This window comes from Chryseobacterium cupriresistens, from assembly GCF_046614675.1.
GTDB classification, from domain to species: Bacteria; Bacteroidota; Bacteroidia; order Flavobacteriales; family Weeksellaceae; genus Chryseobacterium; species Chryseobacterium cupriresistens.
On sequence record NZ_JBKKJT010000001.1, the window covers coordinates 818,608 to 836,127 of the forward strand.

The window sequence follows — 17,520 nt, forward strand, 5'->3', positions numbered from 1 at the left end:
AGGTTTAAAGTTTGGAGTTTATGAATCACGTTTTTGATAAGGGAATACCTTCTGGAGGTTCTTTGTGGTGGGTCCGGTAAGGATTTTTCCGTTGACATTAAACCGGGAACCGTGACATGGGCAATCCCAGCTCAGCTCCGCACTGTTCCACCGGACTTCACATCCTGCGTGCGGACAGGTACTTCTGAGCAGATGTAAAGTGCCGTCATTTTCTTTGTAAAGAGCATAAGATTCTGATTCATATTTGATCACTTTCGCTTCACCTTCACCGACTTCTGAAAAAGAATCAATTTTCTCGGTTAAAATCTTATCTTTTATAAAATCAAAGGCCATAGTTGCCGTTTCTTTTACAAAATCTGAAAATCCTGCAACAGGTTTGATTCTGGAAGGATTGAACAGGTCTCCATATTTACTTTTTCCTGTCAGGATAAGGTCATGCAGGATCTGTGACGAAAGTGTTCCGAAGATCATTCCGTTTCCTCTGAAGCCTGTTGCCACAAAAATTCTTTCTTTGCTTCCGGGAAGTTTTCCTATATAGGGAAATCCGTCCACTGGCTCGTAATATTGGCTGGACCAGCTGTAATAGACTGTTTCTACCTCAAAATATTTTCTGACATAATTTTCAAGTCTTGAAAAACATTCTCCGGTATCATCAGCATGCCCTGTTTTGTGATCTTCTCCTCCTGCAATCAATAGATTTTCGCCTTCAATATTCTGAATACGGTAGTAATGATAGGGCTCGCAAAGGTCATAACCAAGCTCCCACGGGTATTTGTCATTTTTCATGGTAAAAGCCATGGCATAGCTTCTGTAGGGAGCGTTTGTAAAATGAAGAAGATTGACTCCAGGCGGAATATGGGTAGCATAGACTACATTTGAGGCCTTTATTTCCCCTTTTGAAGTTTTTAAAATTACAAAATCATTTTGCTCATCATGTTCTTCACAATGGCAGTTTTCTACAATAGAGCCGCCCAGTTTTATAAAAGCTTCGCAGAGCGCCTTACTATATTTTACCGGATGAAAATGCCCCTGCCCGGGAATAAGCACCGCTTCTCTGAATGGGATGGGAAAAGGAATTTCATTCACATAACTCATTTCATGACCTACCTTGGCTGCTCCTTCTACAATATCTTTCAACTGTTCTTCCTGTTTTTCATCCAGGGCAAAAAGGTAAGCTGACTTTCTTGTGAAATCACAACTGATCTGATATTTCTGAATATTACCTTCAATAATACTGATGGCATCAGTTCCGGATTGTGCATACAGTTTGGCATTATCCAGTCCAAAATCACGGATAGCCTGATTAAAGGTTGTATCAAAAAAATCGTTCAAATGAGCTGTTGTGCCACCTGTAGTTCCAAATCCTATATTGGCTGCTTCAAGAATAACACATTTCTTTCCGGATTCCTGAAGTTTAAGTGCTGTTGAAACTCCTGTAATTCCACCTCCTACAATGGCAACATCAAATAATGAGCTGAGATCCGTTTCTGTAGAAAATTTTCTGATCTCTTCCTGCCAAATACTTTTTCTTGCACCGTCTCTGTACATTATCAGAATATTTTATTGTTAAACTTATCTGATACTCAGGGTATCACTTTCGGGCAGACCGGATTTATCGGTATTGGACGAACTGCTTTTCTGATCCCTTTTCTTGTTTTCGTCTTCATCAATATTACATCGGCAGGAAGTAAAAGCAAACAGGCTGATAACGCCTAAAATAAGTGCTGTAGTTTTCATATTTTTAACTATTTTCATGTTATTTTATACTTGATATATTTTAACCGTTTACTATCAGTCCTCCATTGGGGTGTAGTACCTGGCCCGTAATCTGTGACGCATCATCACCTGCCAGAAACAGGAAACTTAAAGCGATTTCTTCAGGAGTAGCATTTCTCTCCAAAGGAGGTTTATTGGGATTTTCTTTCTTTTCATCAAAAGTTTCTTCGGTAAGTGGTGTAGCCACTGGTCCCGGAGCAACGGCATTGATCCTGATTCCTTTGGGTTTTGCCTGCAGTGCCAGAGAACGGGTGAAGGAAACAATAGCGCCTTTTGTTGCAGAATAATCAAGGAGTTCAGGATGTCCCTGATATGCGGAAACGGAAGTGGTATTGATAACGCAGCTTCCTTGTTTCAAATAAGGAAATACGACTTTCGTTAATAAAATCATTCCGACAATATTGGAATCAAAGGTCTGTCTGATGTTTTTCTCTTCAAGCTGCTCAATACTTTCTGCAGGAAACTGAATTCCGGCATTATTGATGAGAATATCAATTTTTCCGAATGCCGAGATCACTTCTTTTACCGTTTCTTCACAAAAATCATAATCATTGATATCTCCTTTGAAAATGAGACACTTTCTATTCAGATTCTCAATTTCCGCTTTTGTTCTTCCGGCGTCGTTGTCACTGGAATGATAAATAATGGCAATATCTGCACCTTCCAGGGCAAAAAGAAGGGCAACAGCCTTTCCTATTCCGCTGTCTGCACCGGTAATCAAAACTGTTTTATTGTCTAGTTTTCCTATCATAAGTCTTTTTATTCTTCTGTTGAAGGTTTCTGCATTTCTGCCATTCTATGAGCCGCCATACTGTCACTGGCTATATTCGCCATTGCTACAGAAAGTTTGTTTTTTAACCCTGATATTATTTTATCATCACCATTCATCAGAGCATGATAACCATCAGCAGCCACTTCTTCCGGAGATGCCAGATTATCACGGTCTTCAAGTATTTTGCTTCTGTTCATATCCGCTTTATTAAAGAAATCGGTATCGGTAGGTCCCGGTAAAAGAGCCGTCACAGTAATTCCGGAATCTTTCAGCTCTTCACGGATGGCCTCAGACCATGATAATACAAATGCTTTAGTACCGTGATATACCGAATGCCACGGGCCGGGAGCTTTGCTGGCTACAGATGCCAGATTTAAAATCTTTCCTGACCCCTCGGGCAGCCGGTCCTTTAAAAACAGTTTGGTCAATATGATGACTGAAATGATATTTAACTGAACAATGTCTACTTCCCTGTGGATATCCGTATCCTGAAATTTCCCGTACACTCCCTGCCCGGCATCATTCACTAATATTTCAGGGCTTATTCCATTCATTTTTAATTCGGAATAAAGAGAATAGACTTCTTCCTGTAAGAATAAATTTTTGGAGATGCTGATTACATTCACTCCGTAATTTTTGAATTCATCGGCTTTTCTTTTCAGCTCTTCATGATCTCTGGCCACAATAACAAGGTCATAACCGTCTTTTGCAAACAGTTTTGCCAGTTCGTAGCCTATACCGCTGGTAGCACCTGTAATGAGTGCATATTGATTTTTGCGTTCCATAGATTTATTTTAAGATTAAAAGCCTGTTGAGTTCACTTTTAAAACACCCCAAAATAAATTCGGTGTAATATAGCTGGGCATTCAGGGCTTGAGTTTTAGGATGTAATTCCAGTTTTTTAGTCAGGATGATCTCACCTTTGTAAGAGAATGAGAAATAGGCAAAAATTTTATACCCGGAATTCCGGATTGGTGTACAGTATCCGGTTGTAGCGATAGACCAGTCGGATTCGTAAAGTTTTGCGACATTTAAAGCCATCGTCTCTGCAATATTCTCTGAAACGCAGTCACATTCTTCGGCCTCCTGTCTGTTAACCTTTAGTAGTTTTACTTTTTCCGGCAATGTGTAGGCTGTCATTCCTCCTTTGTAGAACATGGTAGCATTTGGCATCTGTGAAAAAGCCAGCTGCAAACATCCTGAAGTGACACTTTCTGCAATTGAAATGGTTTCATCCGTGGTCATCAGTGATTGACTTATATATTCGAGAAGATTTTTTTGAAAGTCCATACTATTAAATTTTGAGTGATTGGTTGATAATTTATTTTAAAAGCCTGTCAGCTTCCAGGGGTCAAGAACGACCTTTACACATCCGTCTTCTTTTTTATCAAAAATTTCGTATCCTTTGCTTACTTCATCAAGAGATAAACGGTGGGTAATAACATCATTAAGGGTGATTTTTCCTGTCACCACATAATCCATGAGCTTGTCTATAATAGGATGAACATTGCACTGTCCTGCTTTAAGTGTAATTCCCTTGTCAAAAATCTGTCCAAGTCTGAAATTGTCATAATTAACGGGATAAACTCCCAGAACAGAAACAATGCCACCTCTCCTTACCGCACTCATGCATGCTTCCAGTACTTTGACAGAGCCTTTCTCAAAGTTTAAAACAGCTTTTGCACGGTCTATAAAACTTCTTTCCGGTTCAAAACCTACGGCTTCAATACATAGATCTGCACCCCGCCCGTCTGTCATATCCCTGATGTGTTCAATAGTGCTTTCAGCATCTTCCCACAAAATGGTTTCACATCCTGTAAGCATTTTGATTCTGTCTAATCGGTATTGAAGCGTATCAATTACAATAACTTTACTGGCGTTATGAAGAACAGCGCTTTTTGTGGCCATTGTCCCTACGGGGCCTGCTCCAAAAACAGCAACAGTTTCTCCTCCTTTAAGCTCTCCCCACATCACTCCTGTGTAGCCTGTTGGGAAAATATCAGTAAGAAATAAAACCTGTTCATCACTAAGATTTTCCGGAACTTTTCTGGGACCAAAATTCGCGTAGGGAACTCTTACATATTGGGCCTGGCCACCGTCATATCCTCCATACAGGTCGGTGTATCCGAAAAGAGCTCCGCCTTTTTCTTTAAAAATACCTCCTTCCGGGCCGTAATAATCGGGATTACTGTGTTCACATGCGGTGGGAAGATCATGCTGGCAGAAGAAACAGCTTCCACAAGCAATGGGAAAAGGAACTACTACCCTGTCGCCTGCTTTCAGGTGACTGATGTTTTTCCCGGTTTCTTCTACGATACCCATAAATTCATGTCCCATTACCATGGGTCTGGCCTGCGGAATTCCTCCTGAATACATATGGAGATCACTGCCACAAATCGCTGTGGAAGTTACTCTCAGAATAATATCATTTTCATCCAGAATTCTGGGATCTTCTACGGTATCACAGGTAATATTACCTGGTGAATGAAAAACGGCTGCTTTCATAATCTAAATATTTAAAGTGATTGGTGTTGGTGTGAAGGGTGTTTTATGATTACGCGTTTCTCTCCTTTTCAATATCCCAGACTCTGTGTTGGGCAATAGCCTGGATGAATTTATCTACCGGATCTCCGTCTTCCCATGTAGTGATTCCGGGATCCTCATGTTGTTTAGCGGCTACATTGGAATTGTGGTAAAGCACCTCCGTATCTTTTCCGAAGTAAATTGCTTTACAGTGTTTATAAGCTTCATTGATGAAATGCAGAACCAGATGTTTGTTTTCAGCAATCATCAGCTCTTTTACGGAATCTTCTCCCGGGCAGATCGCAAGGGCATCAAAACAGACACTTGCCGTACTGCTAAGAGAATGTTTCGGAGTCAGTTCTGAACCGTCATTCAGTTTTACGGGAGCAACACTTGTTGCAATCAGTTCAACTCTGGCACCTTCTGCTTCAAGCTTTGCTTTAAGATCATTGACAGCTCCACCATCAGCACGGTTAGCCAGAATAAAGCCTATTTTCCGGCTCTTAATTGTATTTTTTACCGTATTCTTCATACTTAAAGCATCGGATATCTTTGTATGAGGTTCTCTTTCTTCGCTTTGAAGTTCTATCATATTACTATCTGCCGGCAGACTTTGATTGAGCCATTCCAGTTTTTTAACTTCCACTCCTAATTTTTCTGCTACCTTCCAGGCAAGATCCGTATCAATATAGGCAAGCTGTCCTACCAGTCTTTCCCTGATCTCAGGACGGGTTACTTTTGATAATTCAAAGACCAATGCATTCTGAAGGTGTGTTTTCTCCGGTGCAGACTGGCTGTTATAGAATAATTTTGCCTGTGAATAATGATCCACAAAACTTTTACTTCTTTCTCTGATCTTCACTCCGGAAACTCTTTCCTGCTGGGAGGTAAAGCCGCCTTCAGACATCATTGCCTGAAAAGGACATCCGCCGCCTATGGAATTCGGTTCATAACTGCTTTTTCCTTTCACGATCTGCTGTCTCATATGACCATCTCTTTGGTTGTTATGAACCGTATTGATAGATCTGTTGATCGGTATTTCATGGAAATTGGGAGATCCCAGTCTTGAAAGCTGGGTGTCGGTATATGAAAATAATCTTCCCTGCAGCAGCGGATCATTGGTGAAATCTATCCCAGGAATGATATGTCCCGGGTGAAAAGCAATCTGCTCGGTTTCTGCAAAAAAATTATCCGGATTTCTGTTAAGTGTTAATGTTCCGAAGAGCTGTACAGGAACTTCTTCTTCAGGAACTATTTTGGTAGGGTCAAGAAGATCAAAATCAAATTTGTGCTCATCCTCTTCAGGAATAAGTTGCACACCGAAATCCCATTCCGGATAATCCCCGTTTTCTATGGCCTCCCAAAGATCCCGCTTATGGAAATCAGAATCTACTCCGGAAATCATCTGAGCTTCGTTCCAGGCTACGGAATGAACGCCTAACCTGGGTTTAAAATGGAATTTTACAAAATGTACTTTTCCTGCCTCGTTGATAAATTTAAAAGAGTGTACTCCAAAGCCTTCCATCATTCTCAGACTTCTCGGAATAGCTCTGTCGCTCATCAGCCACATGATCATGTGCATACTTTCGGGCATCAGTGAAATAAAATCCCAGAATGTATCATGGGCAGATGCGGCCTGAGGAATTTCATTGTCTGGTTCCGGTTTTACAGCGTGTACGAGGTCAGGAAATTTGATAGCATCCTGAATAAAAAATACCGGTATATTATTGGCAACAAGGTCATAATTTCCTTCTTCGGTATAAAATTTTACCGCAAAACCACGGACATCTCTTGCGAGATCGGTACTTCCTTTGCTACCCGCAACAGTTGAAAACCGTACAAAAACAGGAGTTTCCTTTCCCAGTTCTGTTAAAAATTTTGCTTTAGTGTATTCTGCAAGGCTTTTAGTAAGCTTAAAAACGCCATGTGCACCGGAACCCCTGGCATGCACTACTCTTTCAGGAATTCTTTCATGATCAAAGTGGGTAATCTTTTCCCGCAGGATAAAATCTTCCAGCAATGAAGGGCCACGTTCGCCAGCTTTTAAAGAATCCTGGTTGTTGTTGATCTTTAAGCCCTGATTGGTGGTCAGCTTTTCATTTTCATTGGAAGTGCTGTGTAGATCCAGCTGTTCTGCTTTTTTGTTGTGTTCGTTGGTGTTCATATTCATAATCTTTTTGTGGTTGGTATTTTCTTTCAAAAGCAGTTAAATAATGGGGCCGCAGCAATTAATCTGTTTTATTTCCCAGAATTTCAAGAAGTCTGTTGATATATTCTTCTTCCTTCAGAACTTTGTAATACGCTGTTTTGGCATACAAGGTGAAGGCAGGAGACTCATATCTTATTTCAGCATCCAAATCTGTGGTTTTCGTTGTGTTATTAAAATGAAACTCACGGATATTGAGGATGTATTCTTCCATATAATTGTCTATCACTCCTTTCAGGACTTCACAGGTAGCATTATTTTTAATCTTTTCTAAAGACTTAATCAGAAAAGCTGTAACTCCGTAAGAATTCATAATAGACGGAAATAAAGACTCATTCTCTATTGCATTATTTTTGTCATTCAGGCCGGAATGTTGTAAAGTGTCGTTTTCAAAAGTCATATTTAAGAATGGTTTTTAGTTATTAGAAGCTTCCAGATATTTTTCAAAATAATGAAGGTCATTTTTATCTTTTATGGATAAATAAAACATGATCTGTTCCGGTTCTTTTAATCCGATACTGCCGAAGCAGTCGAAGTGAGCAATTAATGCCTGTATATTTTCAATATCAATATCTTTCAGAATAATAAATAAAAGAAAAATATTTTTTTTGATCTCTTTTGCATAGATTGCTGCCCCGTCTTCAAAACACTTCCCTGTATTCGGTATTTTTATAAAATCCTTATGTCTCAGTGTTTTTATTATTTTCTGGCATTCCATATATTTTGATTTCATGATTAAAATAAGCCATATAGAACAAGCTACATGGCTTATTACATAGTTTAGTCTTCCTGTTCTGCATCAAAGTTGATGGATGTTTCTGCAATATCTGTAAGATAAGAATCTGTGTCTTCTTCTTCCTGAAGCGTTCTTTCAAGCAGATCGGCTGCCTTATCATGTCCCATAGTTATGGCAAGCTGGGCCAATCCGCCATAAGTGGCAATTTCGTAATGTTCTACTTTCTGTGCTGCAATAATAAGGGCAACATCTCTTGTTGCGGTACCGTCTTCTGTAGCTTTGATGACTTCTTCCCCTTCTTCAATAATCCCTTTGATAGCCTTACATTCTTTCTTTTCAGGCTTTTCATCAATGAGTTTGAAAACTTTTTCCAAACGCTTAACATGTTTTTGAGTCTGAAGGTGATGGTCTTCAAAAGCATCTTTCAATTCTTCAGCAGTAGCTGCTTCCTGCATTTTTTCCAATGCATCCAGAATGGCATTTTCAGCAAAATAAATGTCCTTCAGGGCACTCACAAAGAACTTGTGAAGGGGTGAATTTTTCATTTCATCCTGGTTGACAGTTGTCTTGTCTGCCGTACCTTTTTTGGTAGCAGAAACTGCCGTATTGGTTTCTAATATTTTATTGGGCATGGTGTAAATGGTGTTTGTTATTAAAGGATTACCTCTTTATATATGGCTAAAGAGGCAATCCTGGAAAAAGAATTATGAATTACGTCTGCCTCCGAATCCGGAACGACCTGAAGATCTTCCGCCTCCGTGGGAAGCTTGGCCTCCCATTCTGGCTATTCTTGTACGCTCAGATTTACTCATTGCAGCAAATCCTCTTCTTGAACTTCCTGAATTAGAGTTGGAGTTCGAGCCTCCTCTTCCTGAGCTGTTACTGTTGTTTCCTGATCTGGATGAACCTCCTCTTCCTGAATTGGAACCTGAGCCTGAAGATCTTCCGCCTCCGTGGGAAGCTTGGCCTCCCATTCTGGCTATTCTTGTACGCTCAGCTTTACTCATGGAAGCGAAACCTCTTCTTGAAGTACCATCTCCTGATGATGACCTGCCTCTGCCTCCTGATCTGGAGCCGGAACCAGAACTTGAACGTCCGCGGGAACCACCACCGGAGTTTCCTCCACGAGAACCACCTCTACCAGAAGTAAATCTTCCCTGGCTGTCTCTCTGCTGGTTACCGTTTCCGCCTCTGGAACCACCTCTTCCTCCTCTACGGCCTCTCTGATCATCATCATCGTCTTCTTCTTCGTCGTCATAATCATCATCTTCTTCATCATCATAATCGTCGTCGTATTCATCATAATCATCTTCATCGTAGTCATCGTCATAATCCTCATTTTCATTATCAAAATAATTTTCATATTCTGAAAAATCATCATCATAATCTTCATCTCTGGTTGCATCGTTGAAACCATGATCATATCCTAACTGATATACTTCTTCAAGGTTTTCTGATGAATGTGACTGTCCTCTTGAACTGCGGTTTCTTGAATTTCTAGTGTTCATAACTGAATTTTTTTTATTAATATTTAGTGATGTGTATTGCAGCCCGTGACTAGTATTAGACGGCAACAGTTGGATGTCGGTAATTTTAAAATGATAATAAAAGCAAATGCTTTTTACGTTCCTTTTTTACTAAGGTTTAGAAAATTGGATTGAAAATTTATATTTCAAATGTACGTCAGAATAATTCACTTTTTTATGACCTGGATCATGTTAATGCGGATTAATACAAAATTTTTCAGTCATTTATGATAATTCTGCCAGATTTTTTCATCTTTTCAAGAGCCCGGAATACATTTTCCATATGCATGTCCGTAGGATTGACAATCTGTTGTCCTGCCAATTCAATGTGGAATATTTTAGACAGTCTTCATGGTGATAGCTTTTCAGGTAATCCGGTAAACCTTTCAGCCTCCGCACAGCATTTTCTGATGCAAGACTCTGTCCCATTTTTAAAGTATAATAGATTTCCTGCGATAAGCAGGCATTCACTTCCATTGAAAGATAAGGATTCCCGTCTGTCATTTCAAAGAAAATATTTTTGGAAAGTCTTATAATACGGGAATCCTTTTTTTTGAAAACTGATTCCCGTTTTTTATAGTTCCTGTCCTCTGCACTCATGGAGTACAGGAGACTTTCATCAATATTCATACAGCTTATCGTTTTCATATCTTCAGAAAGATTTAAATGAAAAAAATCACAAAATTTTCTATGTCAAATGAATGCTAATATAAAATTTTACGATTTTCAATTCTTACGATTTTATCCCTTTCCATATGTTTGATGGTCCTTATTGCGGTTTCTACACACAAACCTGTAAGACTAGCCATCTGTTGTCTAGTTAAAGGAATCAGGAATGAATAAGGACGTGCATCTTTCTGGAAACTCTTCAAATAATCCATCAGTCCTCTAAGTCGTATCGAAGGATTTTGCGATGAAAGATTCTGCATCATGATGAATTTATAGTAAAGGCGTTCGGAGAGAAAACTGTTGACCTCCATGTATAATTCGGGGTTTTGGTTCAGCAGATTGAAAAAAATGGATTTATGAAGCCTTAAAACAGTACATTCTGTAATAGCTTCAGCATTCATAGGATAAGGTTTTTCTATAAAAAGAATAGATTCTCCACAGCTTTCTCCGTCGGATAAAATATTCTGAATAAATTCTTTTCCTTCCTCATTATAATTATTGAGTTTTACTTCTCCGTTAATAATCTGGTAGTAGTAATTGGGTATATCCCCCTCGCAGAATATCACTTCTGAAGGGTTATAGTGTCTCGTTTCTGCTCCCGCTGAAATCAAAATGTTTTCGTCGATAACCATAATAGTTGTTTTTGGTGTTGTTTTCTTCTTCTCCTCTTCTTAATCTTAGTAAAATATATATTGGTAATCGATACTTAATGAGTGCAAAAAGTACACCTTAATGATTGTTTTAAAAGTTAAAAAAAGTTAAAAATATTAATAACTCTAATTGTATATTTTATTTATTGGTTAAGTATTACCACTAAAAATGCAATTAAATTGATTTTTTGATACCACATATTTAAGCTGTAATTTCAACAATTTGTAGAAATACAAAATAATAAAACCCATTTTTACTTAATAAAAACGGGTTTTTCAAAGTAATAACAGAAAAAACTGCTATTTCTTTGGAATTTTATTTTTAGGGGTTGTCGTGGTATCTGTAAGTTTTTCTGAGGAAACCGTATCACTGTGTACTGTATCGGAAGGGATTGGATTTACCGTGGAAACAGAATCCGTTCTGATGGTATCAGCTATGACAGTATCTGTTGTAACATTGGGTTTCTGTTTTGGATTCTTTTTTACAGCTCAGGACCATAAATCCTATAAGCAGGCTTGATATAATAAACTTCATAATGCTCTATTTTGTGGTGATGAATCAAAGGTAGACTATTATGAAGCTGTCTTCTTATAACTTAAGTCATAATGCTTTATATTTAATTATTTCGCAAATTTTTTAGTTCCTGCAACACATAAGATGACACCCACAGTCACCCCCAGCATTCCCAAACTCACCTGCTCACGAAGAAGCCAGGCAGCGAGTGCCAAGCCAAAGAAAGGCTGAAGCAGCTGCAGCTGTCCAACAGTAGCAATTCCGCCTTGTGCCAATCCTTTATACCAGAATATAAATCCAATAAACATGCTGAAAAGCGAAATATAAGCCATTCCAAACCACCCCTGAAAACTAACATTTTCAATATCATCAGGAAAATAAATAAAAAATAAAGGAATCATAACAGGAAGTGCCAATACTAAAGCCCAGGAAATTACCTGCCATCCGCCTAATGTTTTAGATAGCTTAGCGCCTTCAGCATACCCCATTCCGCATAAAATAACGGCAAGCAGCATCAGAATATCGCCAACGGGTGATGCTGATATTCCTTGCGAGACAGCATAGCCAATCACCAAAAGACTTCCTGTAATAGAGAAAAACCAAAATACAGGATGGGGCTTTTCGCCACCACGCATCACTCCAAATACAGCCGTTGCCAAAGGCAGCATTCCCAGAAAAACAATAGAATGGGCTGAAGTAAGATATTGAAGTGCCAATGCAGAAAGAAGCGGAAAACCTACCACACAGCCCAGGGAAACCAACAATAATGGAATTAAATCTTTTTTAACAGGCCGTTTTTCTTTACCCAGCCATAATACGATAAGCGCAAGAATTCCTGCAACAGCTGCACGAACAATTGTTACAAAAATGGGGCTCATTTCCATTACGGCCAACTTAGTGGCCGGCAATCCTCCACTAAATAATACAACTCCTATAAAGCCATTGATCCAGCCATTTATATTTTCATCTTTTGATAGTTGTTTTGTCAACATTGTATTCAAGCTTTTTAATTGATGTTCAAAATTAGAAAGGATAATTCGATAAACACAGTATCAGTTTTGTATATTTGCATGAGCACAGTTTAACAATATGAGTAAAGAATTTTTATATACAGAAATTGCAGACGGCATTGCAGGACAGATCAGAAATGGTATTCTAAAGGCCGGAGACAAGCTTCCTTCGGTGAGAATGCTATGCCAGGAGCATCAGGTAAGCATGAATACAGCCAAGCGTGTTTTTCTGGAACTGGAATCCCAGTCTTTGGTAGAATCCAAACCGCAGTCCGGTTATTTTGTAAGCCAGCTGCTCTCCGCAAAGCTCCCTTTGCCGGAAGTAAGCCGTCCGTCATTAATCGCCAATAATGATGAACCGGATGAGCTGATCAGTAAAGTATATGAAAATATGGGTAAAAAGGATCTTACCTTCTTCTCTATCGGAATTCCCTCCGGAGATCTTTTGCCTCAGGCTAAACTAAAAAAAGAAATTGTGAATGCCACCAGGGAATTAAAAGACGGTGGTACCGAATACGAGGAACTTCAGGGAAATCTGAAATTAAGAAGAATGATTGCAGTACGTTCCTTACAATGGGGAGGCAATCTTAGCGAAAATGATCTCATTACCACCAATGGCGGAATGAATGCCCTTTCTTTCTGCTTGATGGCCTTAGGAAAACCAGGAGATACCGTCGCGATCGAAAGTCCCTGCTATCCCGGAATTCTTCAGCTGGCCAACGGGTTGGGATTAAAGGTACTGGAGCTTCCTACCCATCCTACTACCGGAATAGAAATTGAGGCTTTAAAAAAATTAATTCCCAAAATAGATCTGTGCTTGTTGATTCCCAATTTTAATTCACCGTTGGGAAGCTGCATGCCTGATGAAAATAAAAAAGAAATTGTAAAAATACTTTCTGAAAATAATATTCCGTTGATAGAAGATGATGTGTATGGAGACCTTTATTTTGGTTCCAGCCGTCCGAAATGCTGTAAATCTTTTGATAAAGACGGAAATGTCCTGTATTGCAGCTCTATTTCAAAAACTCTGGCTCCCGGTTACCGTGTAGGTTGGATTGCTCCCGGGAAATATAAAGACAAAATCATGAAGCTGAAGCTTCTGCACTCTACCTCTTCTATTTCCATTGTGAATGAAGCGGTGGCTAATTTCCTGAAATCCGGAAAATATGAAAAGCATCTTCAGCAGCTGCGCAGAACATTACAGATCAATTATCAGAATTATGTTCAGACCATTGCAGAATTTTTTCCGGAAGGTACGAAAACCAGCCGTCCACAGGGAGGCTTGTCTTTATGGATAGAATTTGATAAAAATATCCGTACAACAGAATTATATGATCTGGCCATCAAACAGAACATAAGTATCGCTCCCGGAAGAATGTTTACTTTTCAGCAGCAGTTTGAAAATTGTATGAGACTCTGCATAGGACTTCCATGGTCGGAAAATACACAGGCCAAACTCAGACAGGTTGGACAGCTTGCCAAAAAGATTGATTTGAGGTAAGGAAGATAGAGGCTGGAAGATGGAAGTCATTATAGTCTTAAGAATAGCTTATCTCAGTTCTTAGTAATAAGGGTGTTTAAAGTTCTTTTGTGTTGACCAGAACTTTCAAGCTTCCCTCTCCCATCTTCCAGCTTTTTTTATTTATTATCCGGGATGAAATTTTTTCTTGCCAGTTCTTTTCTAACGCGGCTCAGACTCTCAGGAGTAATTCCCAGATAAGATGCAATCATCCATTGTGGAACTCTCAGCAGTAAATCCGGATACATTTTGATGAATTTCATATACCTTTCTTCTGCAGTCTCTCCCAGTAAAGAGTTGATCCTGTTCTGAAGACTTCTGATATGTTTCTGAAGGAGAAAATCACTTCTTTCGATGCTGTTCGGAAATTGTTCTACCAGTTTGTTGAAGAAGTCAGGATGGAGAAACAAAACCTCAGAATCCTCCACGGCTTCTATATAATAAATAGACTTTTCATTGAAATAAAGACTGCTTCGGTCAGAAATCAGCCAGCTTTCCGGAGCAAACTGTATAATATGTTCTTTTCCGTTTTTATCAATGGAATACATTTTTAAAAGCCCTTTTTCTACGAAGAATATATGACGGCAAATTTCACCATACTGAAGAAGAAACTGATTTTTTGGAATTTTCTTTACCTCATAGTGCAGGCTGCAGGTGTTCACATTCTGAAGTGGAACATTTAAAACTTTGGCTAAATAATTATTTATATTCTTCATGATACAATCTGGCTTAAAGAAATATCCTGGTGTGAAGCACTGTTAACAGGTTTTCCGTTCTCTATGACAATCAGCTGCGGACTTTCGTGTCTGATCTCAAAATCTGCGGCTATTTTGTTGGAAACAGGTCGGTGAGCCAATAAATCCAGATAGTATACATGTACCGGCTGCTCTGAATTCTCTACTTCTTTTTCAAAATTTTTCAGAACAGTTCTGCTGATAAAACAGCTTGTAGAATGCTTGAATATGGCGATCTTATTTTGAAAAGAATCTTCTATAGCTTTTGTAAGATCCTCTTCAGATTCTATCTTTTTCCAGAATGTTTTTTGCTCAGGGTTTTCACTTTTCCCACCGAATATTTTATCAAAAAAACTCATACATTAAATTGTTTTAGATGATGATCAAGATGCTTGTATTCTAAAAATGTCCAGTCTTTTTCAGTCATGTTTCCGAATAGTCTGTGGTGATCCGGCAAATTGCCATTTTCACAGGCTTCCCGGAATTCTTCCAGCGTTTTCAGCAGATTGGTTTTTGATTCATCAAAATCACATTCAAAATTAACGATTAGTTTTTGAAAAGTAGGCATGTTTCTCGGAATTCCATTATTGAAAACATACATTTCTATTTTAGTAAAAACCCCTATTGTTCCAAACAAGAGATTGATACGGGGAAGTTCCAGATTTTTCAAAGCTACCTGAAGAACCAGATCACAATGTTTTAGCATTTGGCACACGTTCATTTTTCCCCATCTTCCGGTGGAGTTTTCAGATAACAAAGAAATTCTATCTATAATTTCCTGATAGTATATTGGATTATTGAGACTCTTCCTTACCAACCTTTCTCAATCTTCAGGTTTTCAATATGAGCAAAATGATGATCACAGTGCCACACATACAATGCAAGACTTTCTCTTAAATTATAATTTTTCTGATGCTCGGGATGATGGAAAGTCCTTTCAAACTGTTTATTGGTAAGGCTTTTAAGAAGCACTACCCATCTCTGGTGGGTTCCTTTTAACATTCTCATAGCAGGTTTTACAGGCATATGAAAGCTGTCCTGAAGCTCTGCCCATTTTGCCTCGTTATACGGTTTTATGGTAGGGTTATCTTCTGTGAGAGCCAGTTTAAAGCGGATAAAACTGTTCATATGACTGTCTGAAAGGTGATTTATCAGCTGTCTTACCGTCCAGCCTCCTTCTCTGTAAGGTGTATCCAGTTGGTCGTCTGTAAAGTGTTCAATGAGATTCTTTAGCCGGCCGGGAAAGTCTTTAATGACTTTGATATAAGTATCCAATGTGATATCACAGATGTTTTCTGGCACTTCAAACGGTCCTATCGGGAACTTTTTTTTCTCTAAATCACTCATTGCTCAGGTTTTAATTTTTTAATGATTGCCGATCTGTATTATTATTTATTAGAATAATATACGAATTTCAGCTTGTGCGAATTTATCAAAAATTCAAGAATTTAAAGTGAATAAAGCATTAATTGTACCGATAATAATTTTTGTGGTACCGATTTTTTTATTAAAAAAGGTTTCAATTGTATACACTGAAACCCTTTTTATTTATTATAAATGATTAATATCCATGTAAATCAATACCTTCTGTTCTTTGCAGGGTTACTTTTCTACCCATTTTCTTTTGAATCACCCGGAAATGCTGTAATTCATCATCCGTCAGAATACTGATTGCGATTCCCTTTTCGTTGGCGCGTCCTGTTCTTCCAATACGGTGAATATAATCCAGAGGTGAACGCGGCAATTCATAATTGATAACACATGGCAGAGATTCAATATGGATTCCCCGTCCAATTAAGTCTGTAGCCACCAAAATCTGGGCTCCGTTTACTTTAAATTCTTCCAGGTTGTTTCTTCTCGCTCCCTGTGACTTCTGGCTATGAATGGCCACAGCTTTTATTTTATTCTTTTTAAGTTTCTCTACCAGATTATCCGCAGACCTTGTAGATGAGACGAAAACAAGTGCTTTTTCAACTTTCTTTTCTTTAATTAAATATCGTAAAAAAGGTCCTTTATTTTCGGGAGCAACATGGTATGCCAGCTGTTCGATATTATCAATTTCAACCTCTTCTTTTTTAATTTCTATAATCGCAGGATTGATGGAAAGACGTTCTTTCATTTCTGAAACTTTATCATTCAGGGTTGCTGAAAATAAAGTAGTCTGTTTCGCCACAGGCATCATGGCAAAAAGTTTATTCATTTCTTCGCCAAAGCCGAGCTGAAACATTTTATCGGCTTCGTCAATCACCAAATGTTTAATGCCTGAAATACTCAATGCATTATGATCAATTAGGTCTAACAGACGTCCCGGTGTGGCAATCAAAACTTCCACACCAAACATTCCCTTCATCTGTGGATTGATAGAAACACCTCCGTACACAGCCATTGTACGGACTTCTCTCTTTAGATTATCAGTGAATGCCCTGAAAACTTCATCGATCTGAATAGCCAGTTCACGGGTAGGAACCAATATTAGAACCTGAACATTACGATCTTTTTTTACTTCTGCATTCTGTAATTTTTCTAAAATCGGCATCACAAAACACGCCGTTTTCCCGGAACCTGTCTGCGCAATTCCCATCAGATCTTTTCCCTGCAAAATGACAGGAACAGCCTGCTCCTGGATTGGAAACGGTTTTAAATACCCTAACTTTTTGACAGAACGAATAATATTGTGTGATAATCCTAACGATTCAAATGACATAAAATACTTATTTCCCGCAAAGATACGCTATTGATATTTGGTTCATGCCTCAAAACAGCATACGTTGCAGACAAAATTCAATTATTTTAAGTGTTAAGTTCTTCGTTGATAAGCATTGAAAAATTTATGTTGCCGATTTGTCCGATAATTAGGGTTTGGACAAATTTTTGAAGATTAGTTT

Annotated in this window: 20 protein-coding genes; 1 reads left to right on the forward strand and 19 read right to left on the reverse strand. The window is 38.7% G+C overall.

Translation table 11 applies throughout. The features are described from left to right. Positions 1-18: 18 nt before the first annotated feature. From ACLI50_RS03815 to ACLI50_RS03880, 14 genes are all read right to left on the reverse strand, one after another. A complete protein-coding gene (locus ACLI50_RS03815) occupies positions 19-1,548 on the reverse strand; it encodes an FAD-dependent oxidoreductase (protein WP_411413203.1) in 1,530 nt (509 codons plus the stop codon). 24 nt (positions 1,549-1,572) lie between these two features. Continuing rightward, a complete protein-coding gene (locus tag ACLI50_RS03820) occupies positions 1,573-1,737 on the reverse strand; it encodes a hypothetical protein (protein ID WP_157885741.1) in 165 nt (54 codons plus the stop codon). A gap of 40 nt (positions 1,738-1,777) precedes the next feature. Continuing rightward, complete coding sequence (locus tag ACLI50_RS03825; protein WP_411413204.1) at positions 1,778-2,527, reverse strand: SDR family oxidoreductase; 750 nt, start codon at positions 2,525-2,527, stop codon at positions 1,778-1,780. Between the two features lie 8 nt (positions 2,528-2,535). Further along, complete coding sequence (locus tag ACLI50_RS03830; protein WP_343638512.1) at positions 2,536-3,333, reverse strand: SDR family NAD(P)-dependent oxidoreductase; 798 nt, start codon at positions 3,331-3,333, stop codon at positions 2,536-2,538. Positions 3,334-3,337: 4 nt separating this feature from the next. Next, the gene (locus ACLI50_RS03835; protein ID WP_343638515.1) at positions 3,338-3,838 is read right to left on the reverse strand and encodes a CinA family protein; all 501 of its coding nucleotides are present in this window, start codon (positions 3,836-3,838) and stop codon (positions 3,338-3,340) included. A 36-nt stretch (positions 3,839-3,874) separates the two neighbouring features. Further along, complete coding sequence (locus ACLI50_RS03840; protein WP_343638517.1) at positions 3,875-5,053, reverse strand: zinc-dependent alcohol dehydrogenase; 1,179 nt, start codon at positions 5,051-5,053, stop codon at positions 3,875-3,877. A gap of 49 nt (positions 5,054-5,102) precedes the next feature. After that, the gene (locus tag ACLI50_RS03845; RefSeq protein ID WP_411413205.1) at positions 5,103-7,241 is read right to left on the reverse strand and encodes a catalase; all 2,139 of its coding nucleotides are present in this window, start codon (positions 7,239-7,241) and stop codon (positions 5,103-5,105) included. A gap of 58 nt (positions 7,242-7,299) precedes the next feature. Continuing rightward, a complete protein-coding gene (locus ACLI50_RS03850) occupies positions 7,300-7,677 on the reverse strand; it encodes a hypothetical protein (RefSeq protein ID WP_110008860.1) in 378 nt (125 codons plus the stop codon). A 15-nt stretch (positions 7,678-7,692) separates the two neighbouring features. Continuing rightward, positions 7,693-8,010, reverse strand: a complete 318-nt coding sequence (locus ACLI50_RS03855; RefSeq protein WP_202840211.1) for a hypothetical protein — start codon at positions 8,008-8,010, stop codon at positions 7,693-7,695. 47 nt (positions 8,011-8,057) lie between these two features. Then, complete coding sequence (locus ACLI50_RS03860; protein ID WP_343638525.1) at positions 8,058-8,645, reverse strand: ferritin-like domain-containing protein; 588 nt, start codon at positions 8,643-8,645, stop codon at positions 8,058-8,060. Positions 8,646-8,717: 72 nt separating this feature from the next. Next, entirely contained in the window at positions 8,718-9,521 is an 804-nt protein-coding gene (locus tag ACLI50_RS03865) for a KGG domain-containing protein (RefSeq protein WP_343638527.1), read from the reverse strand. 267 nt (positions 9,522-9,788) lie between these two features. Then, the gene (locus tag ACLI50_RS03870) at positions 9,789-10,187 is read right to left on the reverse strand and encodes a hypothetical protein (RefSeq protein ID WP_411413206.1); all 399 of its coding nucleotides are present in this window, start codon (positions 10,185-10,187) and stop codon (positions 9,789-9,791) included. Positions 10,188-10,243: 56 nt separating this feature from the next. Further along, complete coding sequence (locus ACLI50_RS03875; RefSeq protein ID WP_202840207.1) at positions 10,244-10,840, reverse strand: Crp/Fnr family transcriptional regulator; 597 nt, start codon at positions 10,838-10,840, stop codon at positions 10,244-10,246. Positions 10,841-11,479: 639 nt separating this feature from the next. Further along, the gene (locus ACLI50_RS03880) at positions 11,480-12,364 is read right to left on the reverse strand and encodes a DMT family transporter (protein ID WP_343638535.1); all 885 of its coding nucleotides are present in this window, start codon (positions 12,362-12,364) and stop codon (positions 11,480-11,482) included. Positions 12,365-12,461: 97 nt separating this feature from the next. Here ACLI50_RS03880 and ACLI50_RS03885 point away from each other — a divergent pair, with 97 nt between their 5' ends. Next, positions 12,462-13,883, forward strand: coding sequence for an aminotransferase-like domain-containing protein (locus ACLI50_RS03885; RefSeq protein WP_343638537.1), 1,422 nt, complete (start codon positions 12,462-12,464; stop codon positions 13,881-13,883). Positions 13,884-14,020: 137 nt separating this feature from the next. Here the strand turns inward: ACLI50_RS03885 and ACLI50_RS03890 are convergent, their stop codons facing one another. The 5 genes from ACLI50_RS03890 to ACLI50_RS03910 all read right to left on the reverse strand — a co-directional run bounded on the left by ACLI50_RS03890 (position 14,021) and on the right by ACLI50_RS03910 (position 17,339). Beyond that, entirely contained in the window at positions 14,021-14,617 is a 597-nt protein-coding gene (locus ACLI50_RS03890) for a Crp/Fnr family transcriptional regulator (RefSeq protein ID WP_110008853.1), read from the reverse strand. Continuing rightward, positions 14,614-14,994, reverse strand: coding sequence for a bacillithiol system redox-active protein YtxJ (gene ytxJ / locus ACLI50_RS03895; protein ID WP_110008852.1), 381 nt, complete (start codon positions 14,992-14,994; stop codon positions 14,614-14,616). The genes ACLI50_RS03890 and ytxJ overlap by 4 nt, the downstream gene beginning before the upstream one ends. After that, a complete protein-coding gene (locus tag ACLI50_RS03900) occupies positions 14,991-15,452 on the reverse strand; it encodes a DUF1569 domain-containing protein (RefSeq protein ID WP_262896820.1) in 462 nt (153 codons plus the stop codon). Before ACLI50_RS03900 ends, ytxJ begins: the two co-directional genes overlap by 4 nt. Further along, entirely contained in the window at positions 15,446-15,982 is a 537-nt protein-coding gene (locus tag ACLI50_RS03905) for a YfiT family bacillithiol transferase (protein WP_202840202.1), read from the reverse strand. The genes ACLI50_RS03900 and ACLI50_RS03905 overlap by 7 nt, the downstream gene beginning before the upstream one ends. A gap of 214 nt (positions 15,983-16,196) precedes the next feature. Further along, a complete protein-coding gene (locus ACLI50_RS03910; RefSeq protein ID WP_343638544.1) occupies positions 16,197-17,339 on the reverse strand; it encodes a DEAD/DEAH box helicase in 1,143 nt (380 codons plus the stop codon). Between the last annotated feature and the right edge of the window lie 181 nt (positions 17,340-17,520).